18 protein-coding genes are annotated in these 17,866 nt (G+C 73.9%); 7 read left to right on the forward strand and 11 right to left on the reverse strand.

Translation table 11 applies throughout. From position 1 onward, the window contains the following. Window positions 1-68: 68 nt before the first annotated feature. The gene (locus ACFZA0_RS26490) at window positions 69-665 is read left to right on the forward strand and encodes a TetR family transcriptional regulator (protein ID WP_391021419.1); all 597 of its coding nucleotides are present in this window, start codon (window positions 69-71) and stop codon (window positions 663-665) included. Here the strand turns inward: ACFZA0_RS26490 and ACFZA0_RS26495 are convergent. The 4 genes from ACFZA0_RS26495 to ACFZA0_RS26510 form a co-directional block, all read right to left on the reverse strand. Further along, a complete protein-coding gene (locus tag ACFZA0_RS26495; RefSeq protein WP_391021421.1) occupies window positions 640-1,158 on the reverse strand; it encodes a DUF6099 family protein in 519 nt (172 codons plus the stop codon). The genes ACFZA0_RS26490 and ACFZA0_RS26495 overlap by 26 nt on opposite strands. A gap of 295 nt (window positions 1,159-1,453) precedes the next feature. After that, window positions 1,454-1,789 (reverse strand): MazG-like family protein, encoded by a 336-nt coding sequence (locus ACFZA0_RS26500; protein ID WP_391021424.1) that lies wholly within the window; start codon window positions 1,787-1,789, stop codon window positions 1,454-1,456. Next, window positions 1,786-3,123, reverse strand: coding sequence for an ATP-binding protein (locus tag ACFZA0_RS26505; protein WP_391021426.1), 1,338 nt, complete (start codon window positions 3,121-3,123; stop codon window positions 1,786-1,788). Before ACFZA0_RS26505 ends, ACFZA0_RS26500 begins: the two co-directional genes overlap by 4 nt. Before the next feature lie 164 nt (window positions 3,124-3,287). Further along, window positions 3,288-3,680 (reverse strand): cell division protein SepF, encoded by a 393-nt coding sequence (locus ACFZA0_RS26510; protein WP_391021428.1) that lies wholly within the window; start codon window positions 3,678-3,680, stop codon window positions 3,288-3,290. A gap of 452 nt (window positions 3,681-4,132) precedes the next feature. On the opposite strand from ACFZA0_RS26510, the gene ACFZA0_RS26515 reads away from it, so the two are divergent. Beyond that, a complete protein-coding gene (locus ACFZA0_RS26515) occupies window positions 4,133-4,528 on the forward strand; it encodes a TOBE domain-containing protein (RefSeq protein ID WP_391021430.1) in 396 nt (131 codons plus the stop codon). A 220-nt stretch (window positions 4,529-4,748) separates the two neighbouring features. Next, on the forward strand, window positions 4,749-5,399 hold the full coding sequence (locus tag ACFZA0_RS26520) for a hypothetical protein (protein ID WP_391021432.1): 651 nt from the start codon (window positions 4,749-4,751) through the stop codon (window positions 5,397-5,399). 90 nt (window positions 5,400-5,489) lie between these two features. Here ACFZA0_RS26520 and ACFZA0_RS26525 read toward each other — a convergent pair whose 3' ends face one another. After that, window positions 5,490-5,912, reverse strand: a complete 423-nt coding sequence (locus ACFZA0_RS26525; protein WP_391021434.1) for a molybdopterin-dependent oxidoreductase — start codon at window positions 5,910-5,912, stop codon at window positions 5,490-5,492. A gap of 309 nt (window positions 5,913-6,221) precedes the next feature. On the opposite strand from ACFZA0_RS26525, the gene ACFZA0_RS26530 reads away from it, so the two are divergent. Next, entirely contained in the window at window positions 6,222-6,677 is a 456-nt protein-coding gene (locus tag ACFZA0_RS26530; RefSeq protein ID WP_391021436.1) for a TerB family tellurite resistance protein, read from the forward strand. Window positions 6,678-6,908: 231 nt separating this feature from the next. Here ACFZA0_RS26530 and ACFZA0_RS26535 read toward each other — a convergent pair whose 3' ends face one another. Further along, complete coding sequence (locus tag ACFZA0_RS26535; RefSeq protein WP_391021438.1) at window positions 6,909-7,298, reverse strand: BlaI/MecI/CopY family transcriptional regulator; 390 nt, start codon at window positions 7,296-7,298, stop codon at window positions 6,909-6,911. Window positions 7,299-7,694: 396 nt separating this feature from the next. Here ACFZA0_RS26535 and ACFZA0_RS26540 point away from each other — a divergent pair, with 396 nt between their 5' ends. Beyond that, window positions 7,695-8,813: an acyltransferase family protein gene (locus tag ACFZA0_RS26540; RefSeq protein ID WP_391021440.1), complete on the forward strand. Its 1,119-nt coding sequence runs from the start codon at window positions 7,695-7,697 to the stop codon at window positions 8,811-8,813. Between the two features lie 86 nt (window positions 8,814-8,899). Here the strand turns inward: ACFZA0_RS26540 and tatA are convergent, their stop codons facing one another. The 5 genes from tatA to ACFZA0_RS26565 all read right to left on the reverse strand — a co-directional run bounded on the left by tatA (window position 8,900) and on the right by ACFZA0_RS26565 (window position 15,753). Next, window positions 8,900-9,157, reverse strand: coding sequence for a Sec-independent protein translocase subunit TatA (gene tatA / locus ACFZA0_RS26545; protein ID WP_391021442.1), 258 nt, complete (start codon window positions 9,155-9,157; stop codon window positions 8,900-8,902). Window positions 9,158-9,312: 155 nt separating this feature from the next. Then, window positions 9,313-12,057, reverse strand: coding sequence for a magnesium-translocating P-type ATPase (gene mgtA / locus ACFZA0_RS26550; RefSeq protein WP_391021444.1), 2,745 nt, complete (start codon window positions 12,055-12,057; stop codon window positions 9,313-9,315). After that, window positions 12,050-12,424, reverse strand: a complete 375-nt coding sequence (locus ACFZA0_RS26555) for a metalloregulator ArsR/SmtB family transcription factor (RefSeq protein ID WP_391021446.1) — start codon at window positions 12,422-12,424, stop codon at window positions 12,050-12,052. Before ACFZA0_RS26555 ends, mgtA begins: the two co-directional genes overlap by 8 nt. Before the next feature lie 221 nt (window positions 12,425-12,645). Continuing rightward, window positions 12,646-14,451 (reverse strand): LCP family protein, encoded by a 1,806-nt coding sequence (locus ACFZA0_RS26560; RefSeq protein WP_391021448.1) that lies wholly within the window; start codon window positions 14,449-14,451, stop codon window positions 12,646-12,648. Window positions 14,452-14,790: 339 nt separating this feature from the next. Further along, complete coding sequence (locus ACFZA0_RS26565; RefSeq protein ID WP_391021450.1) at window positions 14,791-15,753, reverse strand: TSUP family transporter; 963 nt, start codon at window positions 15,751-15,753, stop codon at window positions 14,791-14,793. Between the two features lie 329 nt (window positions 15,754-16,082). On the opposite strand from ACFZA0_RS26565, the gene ACFZA0_RS26570 reads away from it, so the two are divergent. Both ACFZA0_RS26570 and ACFZA0_RS26575 read left to right on the forward strand, forming a co-directional pair. Further along, window positions 16,083-16,514: a (2Fe-2S) ferredoxin domain-containing protein gene (locus ACFZA0_RS26570; RefSeq protein WP_391021452.1), complete on the forward strand. Its 432-nt coding sequence runs from the start codon at window positions 16,083-16,085 to the stop codon at window positions 16,512-16,514. Window positions 16,515-16,696: 182 nt separating this feature from the next. Continuing rightward, window positions 16,697-17,773, forward strand: a complete 1,077-nt coding sequence (locus ACFZA0_RS26575) for a DUF2382 domain-containing protein (RefSeq protein ID WP_391021454.1) — start codon at window positions 16,697-16,699, stop codon at window positions 17,771-17,773. Window positions 17,774-17,866: the final 93 nt, after the last annotated feature.

A 17,866-nucleotide genomic window follows, 5' to 3' on the forward strand; every position in this document is an offset into this window, starting at 1 on the left:
CGGGGAAACAGAATCCGGAGGCTCCTCCGTATCGTCGAGCGTAGCAGAACCGGAGTAACCTCCACTTGATGCCGAACGACGAGATCCCCAAGCCACTGCGCGCCGACGCCGCGCGCAATCGCGCACGCCTGCTCGGCGCCGCGCGCGACGCCTTCGCGTCCGGGCAGGCACAGGTGTCCCTGGAGTCCGTCGCGAAGCAGGCGGGCGTGGGAATCGGCACGTTGTACCGGCACTTCCCGACCCGGGAGGCACTGGTCGAGGCGTTGTACCGCGAGGAGCTGGCCCAACTGTGCTCCGCCGCGGGCGAGTTGCTCGCGGTGGACAGCCCCGAGCGGGCGCTGCGCCGCTGGATGGACCGCTTCGCCGACTACGCCACCGTGAAGCGGGAGATGGCGGACGCCCTGCGCGCCGTGTTCGCCTCCGGCGCGGTGGCGGTGTCCCAGTCGCGCGAGCGGCTCGCCGCGGCGGTGAGCGTCATCCTCGACGCGGGAGCCGCCGCGGGCACCCTGCGCGCCGACGTCCGGGCCGCGGACGTGGTCGCGTCCGTGGTCGGCATGTGCTCGGCGACCGCGCTGCCCGAGGACCGGGAACAACTGGGCCGCATGCTCGACCTGTTGGCGGACGCGGTGCGCCGCGAGGCTACGGAAGCGAACCGGCCGGCCTGACCAGGGGGCCCGCCCCCTCCCCGCCCCTCCCCTCCCCCTCCCCTGTCGTCTCGTCCCGTGCCGCGAGGCGGCGCAGCATTTCCAGGACGCGGTCGCGGGCCTCGTCCGCCGCGTCGATCGCCTCCATGCACTGCCAGTACGTGCTCTCGTCGGCCGCGGCGCTCGCCAGGCCGACCAGCGCCATGCCCACCTCGCCGAGCAGGTCGCCCAGGCATCGGAGGGTCAGCCGGGCGTCCCCCACGTCCGTCAGGCGGGCCGCGCGCAGGTCTCCCGGCCCCAGGTCCGGGCGGTCGAGGGCGCCGCAGCCCCGGCCCGTCAGCTCCGTCAACCCCAGTGCCTCACCGCGCAGTTCGGGTGGGCCGGACACCGCCAGCCTGCTGCCCACGGCCTGCGCGAGTGCCTGCGCCTGCCACACCTCCACCATGATCTCCGCAGCGTCCTCGCTGTCCGCCAGGGCCTGCCTGCTCGCCCTGATGAGCCGCACCGCCTCCATGCGCCGCCCCGTCCGTCCCGGCGCACTTGCGTGCGCCGCCCGCATCGCTTCTTCCGCTACTAAGAGTGAAGCTCGTCGTGAGAAAAAGCCATAGGAAGACGGAAATCTGTGGACAACCCTTCGCTTGTGGAGAGAGACGGAACTCCGGAGAGTGATCGAAGTGCGCGGGCTCGTTCGGTGCGGCCCTCGCACGCCCCCCGAACCGTCACCCGCTCACCCACTCACCCGCTCACCCACTCACCCGCTCACCCGCTCGCCTCTCGCCCCGGCCGACCCCGTCGCCCCCGTCGCCCCCTCACCCGCCCCCGACGGCCGGGAAGCGGGACTCGTTGCGGTCGATCTTCGCGGCGAGGGCCGCCAGGGGGTCGATGGCCAGCACCTCGCACAACTGAAGGAGATAGGCGAGCACGTCGGCCACCTCGTCCGTGACGCGATGGGCCGAGTCGGGTGCGTCCATCACGCGTTGGGACTCCTCCGGCGTCAACCACTGGAAGATCTCGACGAGTTCGGACGCCTCGACGCTCAGCGCCGCGACGAGGTTCTTCGGGGTGTGGTACTGCTGCCAGTTCCGCGCGGCGGCGAACTCCGCGAGCCGGCGTTGCAGGGTGGCCACGTCCAAGGGTTCTGTCACGGATTCAGGTCTACCACCGTCGCTCCCGCCACTCCGGCGGCCCATCCCGCGTCGCTGACCGCGCCGACGCACCGGATGTGGCCGCGTTCGCACATCCGCGCCGCCAGTTCCGCCAGTTCCGTGCGCTGCCGCAGGTCCATGCCACGGTCGAAGCCGTCGGCGAGCACGGTCAGGGTCTGCATCGCCGACGGCACCTCCCCCGCCGGGTCCACCTCCAGCACGCCCGGTCCGGTCAGCAGCACCAACGCCAGTGCGCTGTAACGGAGTTCGCCGTCGCCCAGCCGGTCGAAGGCGGTCCGTACCCCGTCGCCGCGGTCGAGCAGCGCGCGCACCAGGTGTCCTCCGCCGCCCTCCCCCACCAGGTCGGCGACGACGTCGGCCACCGGGCCCGCGCAGCCCGCCCGTACCGCGGCGACGAGTTGCGCGTGCCGGCGTCCGCACTCCGTGCGGGTGCGCCAGAGCACGTCGGCGAGGTTTTCGCAGGTACCCAGGAGCCGGCCGGAGCCGCCGGGGGTGTCGGCCCGCATCCGGCCGGGCAGCGGGTCGCAGGCGAAGACGGAACGCAGGGCGACCACCACCTGCTCGGCTGCGGCGAGGACGTGCCGCTGCCCGTCCGTCTTGCCGGCCACCCGCAGCGGGAGCAGCGCCGTGCCGAGGCGGTCGTCGGGCAGCGGACCGCGGGTCACGGGGGCGGAACCGGCGGTGTGCCAGGCGGCCTGGACGAATCGGCGGCCCGGGTCGCGCAGGGCGGTCTCCAGGAGGACCAGTCCGCCCGCGGTCAACCGCTCGCCGACGACGCGCAGTTCGGGCTCGGCCTGGACGGCGACGTCGAGCCGGACCGGCCCGGCCGGCCCGTCGACGGTGCAGCCGATGCGGAATCCGCGGCGCTGCTGGGCGTCGGGCCGGGCCCGTTCGGGCACGCAGCCGGACGGTTCGGGGAACGCCTCGCCGAGCGGGACGCCGCCGCCGAGGCGCGCCAGTGCCTCGTAGGCGCGCAGTGCGGTGGTCTTGCCGCTGCCGCTGGGGCCGGCGAAGAAGGTGAGCGGGCCCAGCGGGAACACGGCGCCGCGGTGGCCGGCGAAGGCGGACAGCCTGAGTTCGGTGACGCACGGCCGGTCGGGACGGCCCGCGCGGTTGTCCCGCCGTCCCTCGGCGGTTGCCGGGCCGGGGCCGGTGCGGGGCGCCGGGAAGGCGGGCGGCGGCACCGTGGCGACGAACGCCGCGCCGGGCACCGGGGCGGCCGACGGGACGGGGTCCTGCGGGGACGGAGGGGGCGCCGCCGCGGTGGGCGGAGACGCGGCGGGCTCGGGAAGCGCTGGATACGGCACGGCCATGTGCGGACCGTAGGACTCCGCCCGGCCGGTGAACCGTTACGCCTGGCGGCCCTTCCTACGATCGGGGGAACGTACACCCGTCACGGGTGAACGTCCGCCCGCGAGGCGGCACTTCGGGGACACCGTGCCGCCCTCCGCGCGCCTCGCGCGCACCGGGGGCCGCGTCAGTACGCCGAGTCGCCCGCCGCCTGCTCCATGAGGTCGCTGACCTCGGTGTCCGCCGGTGTCAGCAGGAACACGTTGCGGTCGACGCGGTGCATGCCGCTGCCCGTGCCGAAGACGACCCCGGTGCTGAAGTCGAGGACGCGCTTGGCGACGTCCTTCTCCGCTCCCGTCAGGTCGAGCAGCACGGGGATGCCCGCCATGACCGTCTCCGCGACCTCACGGGCATCCGCGAACACGTTCACTCTGAGCACCACGAAACGGCGCCTGGTCTCCGTCGGCGCCTCGGGCAGCGCGCGGTGGCCCACCGCGGACGGCCATGCGTCGCGGCCCCGCAGCGGAACGACCTGGGCGAGTCCCTCCCACTGCTCATCGGTGACGTCGTGGCTGTTCACCGGCTCCCCCCGATCTGCCTCGCTGTTGTCGCCTGCACCAGGCAATTCTTACGCCACATCACCCGTTCGGCCCAACTGCGACACGGCTTGCGACCTGCCGTGTCGCGCCCGAACGCCGATGCGTGCGGCAACCACCGGGCCGCGTCCGAGGGCGTTCGCGCGGCCTGCGGGCCGGCGATCAGAGGCGCCACCTGGGACGAACCGCCGTGCGGCCGGGGCCCGTTCGCGGTTCCGTCCGCAACCGTGCGCGACCGCGATCCGGCAAATGCGCGCGGCGCCGGGGGCGACGGCCCTCGGCACGTGCCGTCGAGGTGTCCGTACGCCCGAACCGCCCGCACTGCCGTACCGCTCGTACTGCCCGTCGTCGTGACCGGGTGCCCGGGTCGCGCTCCCCGGGGCGCAACGACCCTGCTGGGGGCGGGGTCGGCGGCGGATGGACCTATTGTGACGCCATGCAGTCCTACACGATCGGCCAGGCGGCTCGGCTGCTCGGCGTGAGCCCCGACACCGCTCGCCGCTGGGCGGACGCGGGCCGGGTGGCGACCCATCGCGACGAGGGCGGACGCCGGCTCGTCGACGGGAAGGACCTGGCCGCCTTCTCCGTGGAGCTGGCCAGGAGCGGCAACGGCGACGAGGAGGCCTCCGTCACCTCCGTGCGCAACGCGTTCCCGGGGATCGTCACCGCCGTCAAACTCGGCGACGTCGCCGCCCAGGTCGAGATTCAGGCCGGACCGCACCGGTTGGTGTCGCTGCTGACCAGGGAGGCCGTCGAGGAACTCGGCCTGGAGGTCGGCATGGAGGCCACGGCCCGGGTGAAGTCGACGAATGTCCATGTCGACCGTCTCTGACCTCCGGCGCCGCGCGGCACCGCGGCGTCCGCGCACCGGCCGGCGCTGACAGCGGGCGCGCGGGTTCTCACGGGCCGGCCACAGGATGGTCGTCTACATTTCGCGTCGGCGCGGAACGCGTGCACGTGCCGCGGCGGTCCGCCCGCGATGTGTCCGGGTCCGTCGGTACGGGGCGGTACGGGGTGGGCCCTGCGGGCCGGGGACGGGAAAGAGAAGAACTGTGGCAGGTCGAGAGCCGGGCGACGGCGTGGTGCCGGGAGGGTCGGAGGAGCCGGGGGACGGGGAGTCCGCGGACCCCGCGTGTCGTTTCCCCGACGAGGTCTGGCAAAGGTTCCTCTCGGACAGCGAGAGCGCGATCCGGGCGTCCGCCCCGAGGGAGCCCTCCGCGCGGGAACGCGTCGGCGGGAACGCCGTCACGGGCGCGGGCACGGCCGGTGCCACGACGCCCCCGGTGATGCCGCCGTCGCCTCCGCCCGTCTCTCCGCCTCCGGCGCAGCTCCCCGGCTCCTGCGCGGGCGAGCCGGTCGGTGAGCTGTGGCAGCGCGCGGAGTCCGGATCGGCGCCCGCCTGGCGGGAGTTGGACCGCCGGGGCCGACTGCTGCGGGCGGGGCGGCTGCTGGTCGCGGCGGCGGCGGTCGCCACCATGGTCGGGGTGTGGTCGTGGCTGCCGTCGGGCTCCGGGACACCGAGCCGGCACCTGCGCGAGACCGCCGTGCGGCAGACCGTGGAGGCACCCGGCGAGCGGGCCGCCACCCGTACCCTCCCGGCCCAGCTGGCGACCGCGCGGCCGTCGTCCGCCACGTCCGGGCAGGACGGGCGCGTCCGGTCCGGCCGGCGGGCGTCGCAGGGGACGCGCGTGACCGGCGGCTGACGGGACGGGCCGGCCGCCCGGTCCTCAACCCGGGCCGGGGTAGCCGCCGTCCACGCGGATGCCGGTGATGCCGCTGATGTGCCGGGCCCCTCAGCGGTCCTGGGGCAGGACGAGTTGGGGGCCCGTCCGGTCGAGCGGGACGCCGTCGATGCTGACGCCGAGCAGGACGGGTGCCCGGCCGAAGTCGGGGTCGATCTCGGCCCAGGACAGCAGGACCCGGTGGCCGTCGGTGCCGTGGACGGCGATCAGGAAGCGCAGTCGGTCCTTGCGCCGCGCCGGGTCGAAGCCGGGGCCGGCGGCGGAGAGCACGGTGTGCAGCAGCGGTCCGGTGAACCGGTGGTGGCGTGTGCCGCTGGTGGCGCACTCGAAGCTGACCCGTACGTGGTGCTGGGGCCAGGCGAGCAGGTCGTCCACGGACATCCGGGCCGGCCGGGCGACGTCCCCCGTCAGGGCGAGCCGCGCGGGCGGCCGGTCGGCCGCCGGCCCGGAGTCCTCAGTGATGGGCAGTGTCATGCTCCGTCACCTCCCCGGGGACGATACCCGCGGGCCCCGGGTACACAAACGCACATGCGCCACAGGGGACGACTTGGGCCGGTTTCTGCGGCGGGAAGAGGTGGTTCTCGGCCGCATCTGCGGCTCCTCTGCGCTCGCGGGGCCGAGGCCGTGCCGGGCCGGGCCGGGCTGTGCGGCGGGGCGTGAACTTCGCGGAAACGGAAGGAACTTATCCGGCACGTCGCTAGTTTCTACGGTGTTGTAGATATCAGTGGGGCCGCGGTGCGCCGTCGGGGCGGGCCGGGTCCCCGGCGAAGGTATGGAGTTCTCATGGCCCTGTGGGACCGCGTCAAGGAGTCCGCGTCGCAGATGCAGACCCAGCTCGTGGCGAAGAAGAACGACCTGAAGAGCGGGGCGTTCCGCGACGCGAGCATGGCGATGTGCGCGCTCGTCGCCGCCGCCGACGGCACGGTCGACCCGTCCGAGCGGCAGCGCGTGGCCCAGTTGATCGGCACCAACGAGGTCCTGCAGAACTTCCCGGCCGACGACCTGCGCCGCCGTTTCGAGGACAACCTCAACAAGCTGACGGCCGACTTCGCCTTCGGCAAGGTGAGCGTTCTCCAGGAGATCGCCAAGGCAAAGAAGAAGCCTGCCGAGGCGCGTGCCGTCATCCAGATCGGCATCGTCATCGGCGGCGCCGACGGCGACTTCGACAAGACCGAGCAGGCCGTGGTCCGCGAGGCGTGCTTCGCGCTCGACCTGCCGCCGCACGAGTTCGACCTCTGACCGGTCCCCGGCCGGTCCGGCCCTGATCCGTCCCGGACCCGTCCGCGGTCTGTCCGCCGGCCCATCCGGCCCGCCCGGTCCGTTCGGCCGGCCCCCGGTCCGGCCGGCTCCGGCCGGGCGCGGTCCGGTCGCGGCCGGACCCGCCTCCCCGCCCGGCCGTGCCGCGCGGTCCCGCCCGGCGGGCTCCGGGCCGCACCAACTCCGTTCCCAGAGCGGCGTGTTGGTGGTGTGTCACGGGGCGTCGGCGTCGCCCGCCCCGTGCAGCAGGGTGCGCAGCAGGTGTGCGTCGTCCGGTCCCAGTGAGGCGACGAAGCGGACCAGTACGGCCTGCCGGTCGCTCTCCGCGTCGAGCAGTTTGCGCATCTTGCGCGCCGCCAGGCCGGCCTGGTCCGACACCGGCGTCCACACGAAGGACCGGCCCACGCGCTCCCGGGTCACCGCGCCCTTGGCGAGCAGCCGGGTCAGGATGGTGATCACGGTCGTGTAGGCGAGGCCGGCGCCGAGGCACTGCTGGACCCCGCCCGCCGTCACCGGCCCGTCCCCGTCGCGCAGCGCGGCCAGGACCAGGCCCTCCAGCTCGCCCTGCCCCCGTCGGCCCGGACGCCGTCGGTCTTCCGGCACACCCCGACTCCCTTCCGGCGACGGCGACTTCGGAATCGTTCCATCGTAGGTGCGCCGCCCGGTGCACCGGCGGGCCGTCTCGGGACCGCACCGCCGGGGACCAGTGTTGTCGCCGTGTCGTATGGTGCTCGAAATCGTCGGGCAATCGCAGGGTCAAGAAATGTTTGAAGTGCAAAGGATGGGTCAGGGGGTGGGGATGCCGCACAGCGCCCCTCGCCTTCGCCCCTGTCATCGCGGGTGCTTCCCGCACGGCGTCGGACCGGGCCGGTGACCGAGGGCCCGCGGACCACCGCCTCCGCGACCGACAGCCGCTCCGCGTTCTCGCAGTCCCTGCCCCCGGCGTCTCCGGCGGCCGGGCCGACGCCCGTGTCCGGGCAGGGGCACGGGTCCGCGCCCGTGAGCGCCCCGACGCCCGAGTCCGCTCCCGCGCCCCGGCCGGCCAAGCAGCGTGACGCGTTCTTCGACAACGCGAAGTACCTGGCGATCGTGCTGGTCGCGATGGGGCACGCCATGGAGCCCCTGCGCAGCGGCAGCCGGACGGTCACGGCCGTCTACATGTTCGTCTACGCCTTCCACATGCCGGCGTTCATCGTCATCTCCGGTTATTTCTCACGGAACTTCGACGCGAGCCCCGCGAAGATCAAGCGGCTGGTGACCGGGATCGCCGTGCCGTACATCGTCTTCGAGACGGCGTACACGCTCTTCACCCGGTGGACCGACGGTGAGCCCGACCGTGCGATCACCCTGCTCGACCCGCTGTACCTGACGTGGTTCCTGGCGGCGCTGTTCATATGGCGGCTGACCACCCCTGTGTGGCGGATCGTCCGGATGCCGCTGGTGGTCGCGCTGGCCGTGGCGATGCTGGTGACGCTGTCGCCCACGGTCGGCAAGGACCTGGACCTCCAGCGCACCCTCCAGTTCCTGCCCTACTTCGTGCTCGGCCTGATCCTGAAGCCCGCCCACTTCCAGCTCGTCCGCACCCGCCGCGCGCGGATCGCGGCGGTGCCGGTGCTGCTGGCGGGACTGCTCGTGGCGTACTGGGCCGAGCCGCGGATGAACTACAACTGGTTCTTCCACCGCACCGGTGCCGAGAACCTGGGGGCGGCGTCGTGGACGGGCCCGGTGATGACGCTGGCGCTGTTCGGCTGCTCGACCGTCCTGGTGGCCGCCTTCCTGGCGCTTGTGCCCCGGCGCCGTACGTGGTTCACGGCACTGGGGGCCGGCACGCTGTACGGCTACCTGCTGCACGGGTTCGTCATCCAGGCCGCCAACCACTGGCACTGGTCGGCCCACGCGTGGACGCACCGCCCGCTCGGCGAGATCGCGGCGACGCTCGTCGCGGGGTCCGTCGTCACGGTGCTGTGCACCCCGCCGGTGCAGCGTGTCTTCCGTTTCGTGATGGAGCCGCGGATGGACTGGGCGTTCCGGCGCGAGAGCGCGAAGCCGGCGGAACCGGTGAAGCCCGCCGACGCGGCGGGGCCGGCCGGGCCGGCGCGGCCCGCCGGTGCCCGCTGAGGCGGCGCGTACGGCGAACGGCCCCCGTGGTCCCGGCAGTTCGGGACGACGGGGGCCGTTCGCGTTCCGGTCCGGGACCCGGTCCGCTACGCCTGCGCGACCGGGGCGGGGGCGGGGGCGGGCGTCTGCGCGGCCGGTTCCGTCGTGGCGGTGTGCTCGGCGGGGACGACGGTGGCGGGGCGGGCGCCGTCGTCGGTCTTCATCGCGGCGGCCTCGCTCTTGAGGATGCGCATCGACTTGCCCAGCGCGCGGGCGGTGTCGGGCAGCTTCTTGGCGCCGAAGAGGACGATGACCACGATCGCCACGATCAGCAGGTGCCAGGGTTCCAGTCCGTTGCGGAGCATCCCGCCGACCCCTTTCGTCATGTTCCGTGCGCAGCATGTTCCGTGCGCAGGAGGACGGCACGGCAGGGCCGCGGCACGTCCTTCATTGTTGCCTTGTTGCGCAACTGTACAACCATGATGCGGGGAACGGCACCCGCCCCTCAGCGGGTTCCGCGTCACACGCGGGCGGCCTCGCGGCGGTCCCGGTGACCGCGCTCCCAGCGGCGTGAGGCCGCGCGCAGGGCCGTCGCGTACAGCGCGAGGACGACGACGAGCAGCGCGTAGTAGGTGACGGGCAGGGCGGTCAGGCCGAGCAGGGATCCCAGCGGGGAGACCGGCAGCAGCAGGCCGACCGCGCTCAGCCCGAGCGCCGCGAGGCCGACCGCGCCGGGGGTGCCGCGCCGGGCGGTGGGGCGGCCGACGCGCAGCAGGACCATCACCAGGGCCTGGGTGAGCAGGTTCTCGGTGAACCAGCCGGAGTGGAACACGGAGGCGTCGTCGAGGCCGCCGGAACCGCGCGAGGCGAGGAACAGCACGCCGAAGGTAGCGAGGTCGGCGACGGCGTTGATGGCCCCGAACCCACCGATGAGGCGCAGCAGTTCGCGCGGGCGCAGCACGGTGGGGCGGCGCAGCACGGCGGGGTGCGGGCGGTCGTGGGCGAAGGCGAGCTGCGCCACGTCGAAGCACAGGTTCTGGGCGAGGACCTGCGCGGGGAGCATCGGCAGGAACGGCAGCAGCAGGCCGGCCGCGAGCATCGCGATGACGTTGCCGAGGTTGGAGGACAGGGTGACGCGCAGGTAGGTGGCGATGTTGCCGCCCGCGTCCCGTCCGGCGGCGACGGCGTGGCCGACCGCGGTGAGGTCCTTCTCGGCGAGGACGGCGTCGGCGCCCTCGCGGACGGCGGCCACGGCGCCGCGCGGCGCGATGCCCACGTCGGCGGCGCGCAGCGCGGGCAGGTCGTTGACGCCGTCGCCGAGGAACCCGACGGTGTGTCCCGCGGAGCGCAGGGCCGCGGTGATCCTGGCCTTGTGCTCGGGGGCGCAGCGCGCGAAGACGGCGGTGCGGACGGCCGCGGAGGCGAGTTGCGCGTCGTCGAGCCGGTCGACGTCGTCGGCGGTCATGACCTGCCCCGGGTCCACGTCCACGCCGAGGTCGAGGCAGGCCCGTACGGCGGTGCCGGGGTGGTCGCCGGTGAGCACCTTGACGGTGACCCCGCGCTCGCCCAGCACGGTCAGGGCGGGGCCGGCGGTCGGGGCGAGGGCGTCCCGCAGGAGCACCAGCCCCCGGAGGGCGAGCCCGTGCTCGTCTGCGGGGGTGTACGGGCGGGCGCGGGCGGGGCGTTCGGCGAGGGCGACGGCGAGTACCCGGTGGCCGGCCTCGGCACGGTCGGTGGCGAGGGCGAGCAGCCGGGCGTGCTCGGCGGGGTCCAGGGCGCAGCGGTCGAGGACGTTCTCCACGGCCCCCTTGACGACGAGGGTGTGGGTGCCGAGGCGTCCGGGGGTGCGCAGCACGGCGGTGGACAGGCGGCGGGCGGGGTCGAAGGGCACGGCGTCCACACCGTCGTGGGCGCCGCCGGGAACGGGTGCCGCGGCGTCCCGGGCGGTGGCCTGCGCGGCGTCCAGGATCGCCTCGTCGAGGGCGTCCGGGGCGGGGAGGTCGGCGAGCTGGAGGGTCCACCAGGCGTTCGCTGCGGCCCAGTGGAGCACCTCGGGGTCGGGGCGGCCGGCGGCGTCCAGGGCCTCGGCGACGACGGGCCGGTCCTGGGTGAGGGTGCCGGTCTTGTCGACGCACAGGACGTCCATGGCGCCGAGGTCGTGCAGCGCGGGCAGCCGTCGCACGATGACGCGGTGGGTGCGGGCCAGTGCCAGGGCGCCGCGTGCCAGGCACGTGGTGACGATGACGGGCAGCATCTCGGGGGTGAGTCCGACGGCGACGGCTACCGCGAACGGCAGGGTCTCCAGGCCGCGTCCGCGCAGCGCGGCGTTGGCCATGAGGACGAGCGGCGGGGTGAGCAGCATGAAGCGGATGAGGATCCACGAGACGCCGCGCACCGACCGGTCGAAGGCGGACGCGGGACGTCCGGCGGCCGTGCCGGTGGCGTCGCCGCCGGGGTCGTGGGCCGCGGAGAAGCGGGTGCGCGGTCCGGTCTCCAGGACGACGGCCGTCGCGCTGCCGGTGGCGACGCCGCTGCCCTGGAAGCACAGTTGGGGCCGTCCGAACGCCCCGCCGGGCACGCCCCCGCGGACCTCGGCGGGGCCGCGGGCGCGTACCCGGCGGGGCGGGTCGGCGGCGTCCTTCCCGACGGGCGCCGACTCTCCGGTGAGCGCCGCCTGGTGCACGGTGAGGCCGTGGGCGCGCAGCAGCCGTACGTCGGCCGGGACCAGGTCGCCGGGGGCGAGGCGGATCACGTCGCCGGGGACCAGTTCGCCGACCGGGAGTTCCCGTTCGCGCGGGGGTTCGCCCGGTGCCGCGCGGCGCACCACCGTGGCGGTGCCGGAGACCATGTCGCGCAGCGCGGTCGCGGAGCGGTCGGAGCGGTGCTCGCCGGTGGCGCGCAACAGGCAGGACACGGCGACCAGGGCGAGAATCACGCAGGCGGTGCCCCAGGAGGCGACGGCCGCGGAGACCAGGGCGAGGCAGAGCAGCACCGCGGTGAACGGGTCCCGCACGCCGCGCAGGAACAGCCCGGCCCAGGACGCCGTCCCGGCGGCGGGCGCGGTGTTGGGGCCCACCGCGGCCAGGCGCTGTTCGGCCTCCGGCTCGGTCAGGCCACGGGGGCCGGTGCCGAGCCGCCGCAGGACCTCCAGCACGGTGGGCACGTCCTGCTCCCGGGGGCTGTCCCGGACCTGGTCCCCGACCTGCCGGGGGCCGCCCCGGCCCCGGGCCGTTCCGCCGGGCCGTGCGGCGGCGCTCTCAGGCACCGGTACCGCGCAGGACACGTACGGGCGCGGCACTCTCCTCGGCGTCCTCGCCCGCGCGCACGCTGAGCTGGCCGACCATGAGGCGCACGACGGTCACGACCTCGGGGTCGCCGACGAAGTACACCTGGCGGCGGCCCTCGCGGCGGGAGCGGACCAGCCCGGCGAGCTTGAGCTTCGACAGGTGCTGGCTCACGGCGGGCAGCGCGCCGCCCACCCGGTCGGCGAGATGCGTGACGTCGCTCTCGCCCTGGGCCAGCGCCCACATGATGTGCAGCCGCGCCGACGACGCGAGCAGGCCGAAGGCGGCCGCCGCCGCCTCCAGCACCTGTGCCGAGGGGTCCTCGTGGCCACCGCGGTCTGCCGCCACTGCGCTCTCCGTTCCGGCCCGGCCCCGGTTCCGGCGCGGGCATGTGTCTCCTCGCGCCACGGACGCGTCCCGGCGGCCGTGCGCGCGACGGCCCAGTCTAGGCGGGCCCGGCGGGGTGTCCCCCCGCCGTCCGTGAACGCGGACGGCGGGGGCGGCCGCCGCGTCGGGGGGCGGGCCGGCGGTGCCGGAGTCGTGTCAGGAGCCGGTGCCGGGTGCCGGTGTCAGGAGTCGGAGTCCTTCTTGCCCGTCGACACCGCGTACGCCTGCGTCGGGGTCATCGCGACACCGTTGACGCTGACGGTCTTGTACGTGCTGACGGGGGCGCAGGACTTGGAGTCGTCGGCGGTCTGCGCGTGGGCGTTCTGGACGGCCTCGGTGGTGTCGGCCTTGCTGTCGGGGTAGGTCGTGCCGCTGGACCAGTCGGTGCCGATCACCAGGGTCAGCCCGCTGTCCGTGCCCTTCTTGAGGTGCGAGGAGGACAGTCCCAGTGTCTTGGCGACGGTCTGCGCGGCGGACTTGTCGTCGCTGCCGTAGGTGAGCGTCGTCGTCGACGCGGTGGTCGGCGTGTTGCCCGTGGTGGTGTCCGGGCTGTAGCCCTTGTCGAGCAGCGTGTCCGCGATCGTCGCGGCGCGGCCGGTGATGCCGGTGCCGTTCTCGACGGTGACCGCGATCTCGGCGGGGGGCACCGCCGAGGCGGTCGCGGTGGCCGTGGCGGCCTTCGACTTCTTGCCCGAACCGGTGGTCAGCGACTGGTCGTTGACGATCGTCGAGAACAGGCTCTGCGCGCTGGCGGCGACGACGAGCCGGTTGCTGTCGTTGGGGTCGGCGCCGGTCTGCATGGTGGTGAACGTCATGCGCTTGGCGGGGACCTTGTCGAGGTCGGACGCCAGCCCGACCAGTTTCTTGATGCTGCCGAGCCCGTCGTCCACGGTCAGCGCCTTCGTCGCCGCGTCGGCGAGCTTGTAGACGGCGGTCGGGTTGGTGAGGGTGCCGGCGCTCTTGAACTTGCGGATCATCGCGCTGAGGAAGATGTGCTGCGCGTAGGTGCGCCCGAGGTCGCTGCCGTCGCCGAAGCCGTGCCGGGAGCGGACGAACTCCAGGGCGGCGACGCCCTTCAGGGTGTGCGTGCCCTTGGACAGCTTCAGGTGCGAGTAGGTGTCGTACACGTTGTCGCTGACGCACACGGAGACGCCGCCGACCGCGTCCGACATCTTCACGACGCCCGAGAAGTCGACCTGGATGAAGTGGTCGATGGGGATGCCGGTGAGTTTGTGGACGGTGGCGACCTGGCAGGCCGGGCCGTAGGCCAGGGCGCTGTTGATCATGCCGGTGTAGCCGGTCGTGGACTTGCCGGTCTGGGTGTTCTTGCAGGCCGGGACGGTGGTCACGGTGTCGCGCGGGATGCTCATCACGGTGGCGTTGGAACGGTCCGCCGACACGTGCAGCACCATCTCGACGTCGGCGTTCTGCCCGCTCTGCACGCCGGTCTCGGAACAGCCGCCGCCGAGCTTGCAGTCGGTCGAGCTGGTGCGGCCGTCGCTGCCCATCACCAGGATGTTGATGGGGGTCCGGCCGAAGGCGTCGGCCTTCTCCTTGCCCGCGCTGTCGCCGTTGGTGCCGTCGGTGAGCGAGAGGCTGTTGATGTTGCCGTTGAGGTGCTGGTAGAACCACCAGCCGCCGCCCGCGGTGATCAGGACCAGCAGGGACACGGATATGCCGATGGCCCGCAGTACGCGCCGGCGGCGGACGGGCCTGGCCCGGCGTCCGGACTTGTTGCGGGCGCGCCCGCCGCCGGAGCGCGAGCGCGAGGCGGCGCGGGCCGCCGCGCGTCCGCCCGTCGGCCGCTCCTCGCCGGGGCGCCCCGGCCCGTCGGCGTCCCGGTCGCGGTCCGGGCCCTCGCGGTCCGGTGCCTTGCGGCCCGGTGCCTCGCGGGTTCTCGGTCCGGGCATGCCCGGGGGTGCGGGGTGGCCGGTGGCCTGGTGGCGGCGGGTGGCCTGGCCGGCGGAGCCGTCCCACGGGTCGGTCATCGGGCACTCCCAGAAACGGTGGGGCCGTCCAGGCCGTCGGCGCGGCGAACCGGCGTACCCGGCGGTCTTCGGCGGGCACGGCGGGAGCCGCCTCACTTGCTTGGTTGCGCAATATAACAACCCTGACCGGGTTGCCCGGGACTCCCCCGACGGGCGTTCGCGAAATCACCACGACGGGAGACGGCCTGGCGAGGGACCGCGCAGGCCGCGAGGTTACCCGGTGGTCCTGTCGATCCCCTCTGAATGAGGTCCCGGTTCGCTGTCCTTCCTGTGGTCGTCGATCTGTACGGGAACGATCGAAACCGGGATCGGAACGGGCGAATCGAAGCCCTGTTTCCGTCAGGAGGAGACAGTCACACGCTCGTCGGCCCGCGGCTCCCCCGGCGTGCCCGCGGCGGTGTCCCCGGCCGTGTCGGCACGGCCGGCGCGCGGGCCCGGAACCCGCCCGCGTCGCCGCCCCAGCAGACCGGCCGTGACACCCGCCGCGGCGATGACCAGGCAGGTCACGAGGAACACCGTCGAGGAGACGCCGAGCATCGCGAGCCCGGATCCCGCGAGCAGCACGGTCAGCACCCAGCGCAGCGCGCCGCCGGCCACCCGGCTGGAGACGAGGGCACCCGCGACGACCCCGGGGACCGCCCCGATCAGCAGCGTCGCGGCGAGGCCCAACTCGGCGTCGCCGACGAGCAGATGACCGGCCGCCGCCGCGGCGACCATCGGGACGGCCTGCACGAGGTCGGTGCCGACGAGGTGGTTCGCCTTCAGGCGCGGGTGGGCCAGCATCAGCATGACGACGATCAGCGACCCCGAGCCGACCGAGGTCAGGCCGACCATGCCGCCGCCCACCAGGCCGATGAGCAGGGTCGCGACGGGCCGCACGGGCACGTGCGCGTCCTCGGTGTCGTCGGCGGCGCGCCGCCTGTCCAGCCACATGCGGGTGAGCATGCCGACGACCGCGAGCAGCAGGGCGCCGCCGATGACGTACTTCACGCGCTGCTGGAGCACGTCGCCGTCGCCGAGCGCGCGGAGCAGCAGGGCGCCGCCGAACGCGGCCGGGACGGCGGTCGGCAGCAGCCAGCGCACGATGTCCCAGCGGACGGTGCCGGCCCGATGGTGCACGACGGCGCCGAACGGCTTCATGAAGACGGAGGTCGCCAGGTCGCTGCCGATCGCGGCGGTGGGGTTCACGCCGAACACCATCACCATGATCGGTGTCATGAGCGCTCCACCGCCCATGCCGGTCAGGCCCACGGCCAGCCCCACCAGGGCCCCGGCGACGACGATCGGTGCGGAGAAATCCATGCCCGGCACCGTACGGAGCTTCCCTATGGGAAAGGTGTGAAACGGCGGCCGACGGCGGGTCCGGGACCGCCCGCGGGCCCGTTCCGCGGTGCCGTGCCCGGCCGGAGGGATTCATCGAATCCTCACGGGCGAGCCCCGGCGATGAGCGTCCGCAAACACATTTCCCCGGTCGCGCGGGTGACGGACGGCCGCCACCCGGCGCCGGGCGCGGCCGGCCCTGCGGGTACGCTGCGGGTGCCGTTCGGCGTCGCGTCGCAGGTCACGCGGGATCGGCCCGCGCGGCGGCACCCCGGGCGGCCAGGCAGCGAACCGCCTCCGGAGGCACCCCCTTGAGCAAGCGTTCACGTCGCGCCGGCGGCACCCCGGGCGCCAACTCCCCCTCCGCCGCGGCCGGCCGGTGCACGGTCACCGTCTGCCGGGGCTGCTGCTGCGGCACGGACAAGGTGCCCGGCATCGACCACGCGGCCCAACTTCGCGATCTGCGACGGGAGTTGGACGGCATCGCCACGGTGCGTGCCACCGACTGCCTCGACACCTGCGAGCACGCCAACGTGGTCGTCGTGCAGCCCTCTCCGGACGGCCGGCGCGCGGGCGGGCGCCCGGTGTGGCTCGGGCTGGTCAACGACACCGACGCGGCGGCGGACATACGGACCTGGGCGGCGGACGGCGGCCCGGGGCTCGCCGACCCGCCGGGCATCCTCGACCTGTACGTGTTCTCGCCGTCCCGATGGGTGCGGGGAGAGCTGGACGCGCAGGGGTGACGGACGCCCCGGCGGGACGCGTCTACCACCTCCGGCGCACTTCCGCGAGCCCACGCCCGTGGCACTGTCGCTCCGCTTCGAAACCTCTGAGCACGATGTGAATTTTGTTTTTTAAGTCCGTTTCGTCCGTTCTGGAGGGGTGACCCGATAAGGGAATCGCTCCGGAAGGAGGGTGATGGACTGTGATCACCCAAGAGCAGATACCGGCCGTCCTGGGCCATGCCGTCTTCGACAGCGACGGCAACAAGATCGGCGAAGCCAAACACGTCTTTCTCGACGACGCGACCGGCATGCCGGAGTGGGTGAGCGTGAAGACCGGCTGGTTCGGATCCAGCGAGTCCTTCGTCCCCACTCGTGAGGCGGCGCTGGCGGGCGACCACCTGGAGGTGCCCTACGCCAAGGACAAGGTGAAGGGCGCGCCCAACGTCGACATCGACTCGGGCGGCCATCTCTCCGAGGACGAGGAACACCGGCTGTACGACTACTACGGCGTCGCCTGGGACCAGGCGTGGGCCAGGGCCAACCGCCCCGGCGGCGACGGCTGGGCGGCGACACCGGCCGCGGGCGCGGCGGGCGCGGTGGGGGCCGCGGCGGCGACGTCCGGCGACCGGGACACCGGCACGGACCTGGACAAGGACAGGGACGCGACCGGCACGGACGCGGGCATGGACGCCGGCGTGACGGACACCGGCACCGGTGCGGGCGGGTACCGCGGGCTGACCGACGAGGCCGACCTGACGGCCGACGCCGACCTCGCGGCCAGGCCCGGCATGGTCGGGGACATGCCGACGGGCGCCGTCGTGGACGACGACGCCACGATCCGCTCCGGCCTGGACGCGGACGGTTCGATGACCCGTTCCGAGGAACGCATGCGGGTCGGCGTCGAACGCCACGAGGCGGGCCGCGCGCGGCTGCGCAAGTACGTGGTCTCCGAGGAGGTGGAGCAGAGCGTGCCGCTGCGCCACGAGGAGGTCTACGTCGTCCGCGAGCCGATCACGCAGGCGGACCGTGACGCCGCCCTGACCGGGCCGGAGATCATGGAGGCCGAACAGGAGGTCACCCTCTACGAGGAACGGCCCGTGGTGGAGACCGAGGCGGTGGCCGTCGAGCGCGTACGGCTGAGCGTCGAGGAGCACACCGAGACCGAGACCGTCCACGGCCGGGTGCGCAAGGAGCGCATCGACACCGAGGGCATCGAGATGGAGGGCACCGACGAGATCGGCGACGGTGACACGTTCCGCCGGCCGGAGATGCCGTGAGCGGAGCATCCGCGGCCCGGACCTGAGGGAGGTCCCGCGGGGCGGGTGATGGGTGAGAGCAGTCACGACCGCGCGACGGGTGCGTCGTCGGTC

The sequence above is a fragment of the Streptomyces sp. NPDC008150 genome (assembly GCF_042956945.1).
In the GTDB taxonomy this organism is placed as follows: domain Bacteria; phylum Actinomycetota; class Actinomycetes; order Streptomycetales; family Streptomycetaceae; genus Streptomyces.

Coding starts and splice junctions, on each gene's coding strand:
- ACFZA0_RS26490 (WP_391021419.1), top strand. CDS start 69: ATGCCGAACGACGAGATCCCCAAGCCACTGCGCGCCGACGCCGCGCGC.
- ACFZA0_RS26495 (WP_391021421.1), bottom strand. CDS start 1,158: ATGGAGGCGGTGCGGCTCATCAGGGCGAGCAGGCAGGCCCTGGCGGAC.
- ACFZA0_RS26505 (WP_391021426.1), bottom strand. CDS start 3,123: ATGGCCGTGCCGTATCCAGCGCTTCCCGAGCCCGCCGCGTCTCCGCCC.
- ACFZA0_RS26515 (WP_391021430.1), top strand. CDS start 4,133: ATGCAGTCCTACACGATCGGCCAGGCGGCTCGGCTGCTCGGCGTGAGC.
- ACFZA0_RS26525 (WP_391021434.1), bottom strand. CDS start 5,912: ATGACACTGCCCATCACTGAGGACTCCGGGCCGGCGGCCGACCGGCCG.
- ACFZA0_RS26530 (WP_391021436.1), top strand. CDS start 6,222: ATGGCCCTGTGGGACCGCGTCAAGGAGTCCGCGTCGCAGATGCAGACC.
- tatA (WP_391021442.1), bottom strand. CDS start 9,157: ATGCTCCGCAACGGACTGGAACCCTGGCACCTGCTGATCGTGGCGATC.
- ACFZA0_RS26560 (WP_391021448.1), bottom strand. CDS start 14,451: ATGACCGACCCGTGGGACGGCTCCGCCGGCCAGGCCACCCGCCGCCAC.
- ACFZA0_RS26565 (WP_391021450.1), bottom strand. CDS start 15,753: ATGGATTTCTCCGCACCGATCGTCGTCGCCGGGGCCCTGGTGGGGCTG.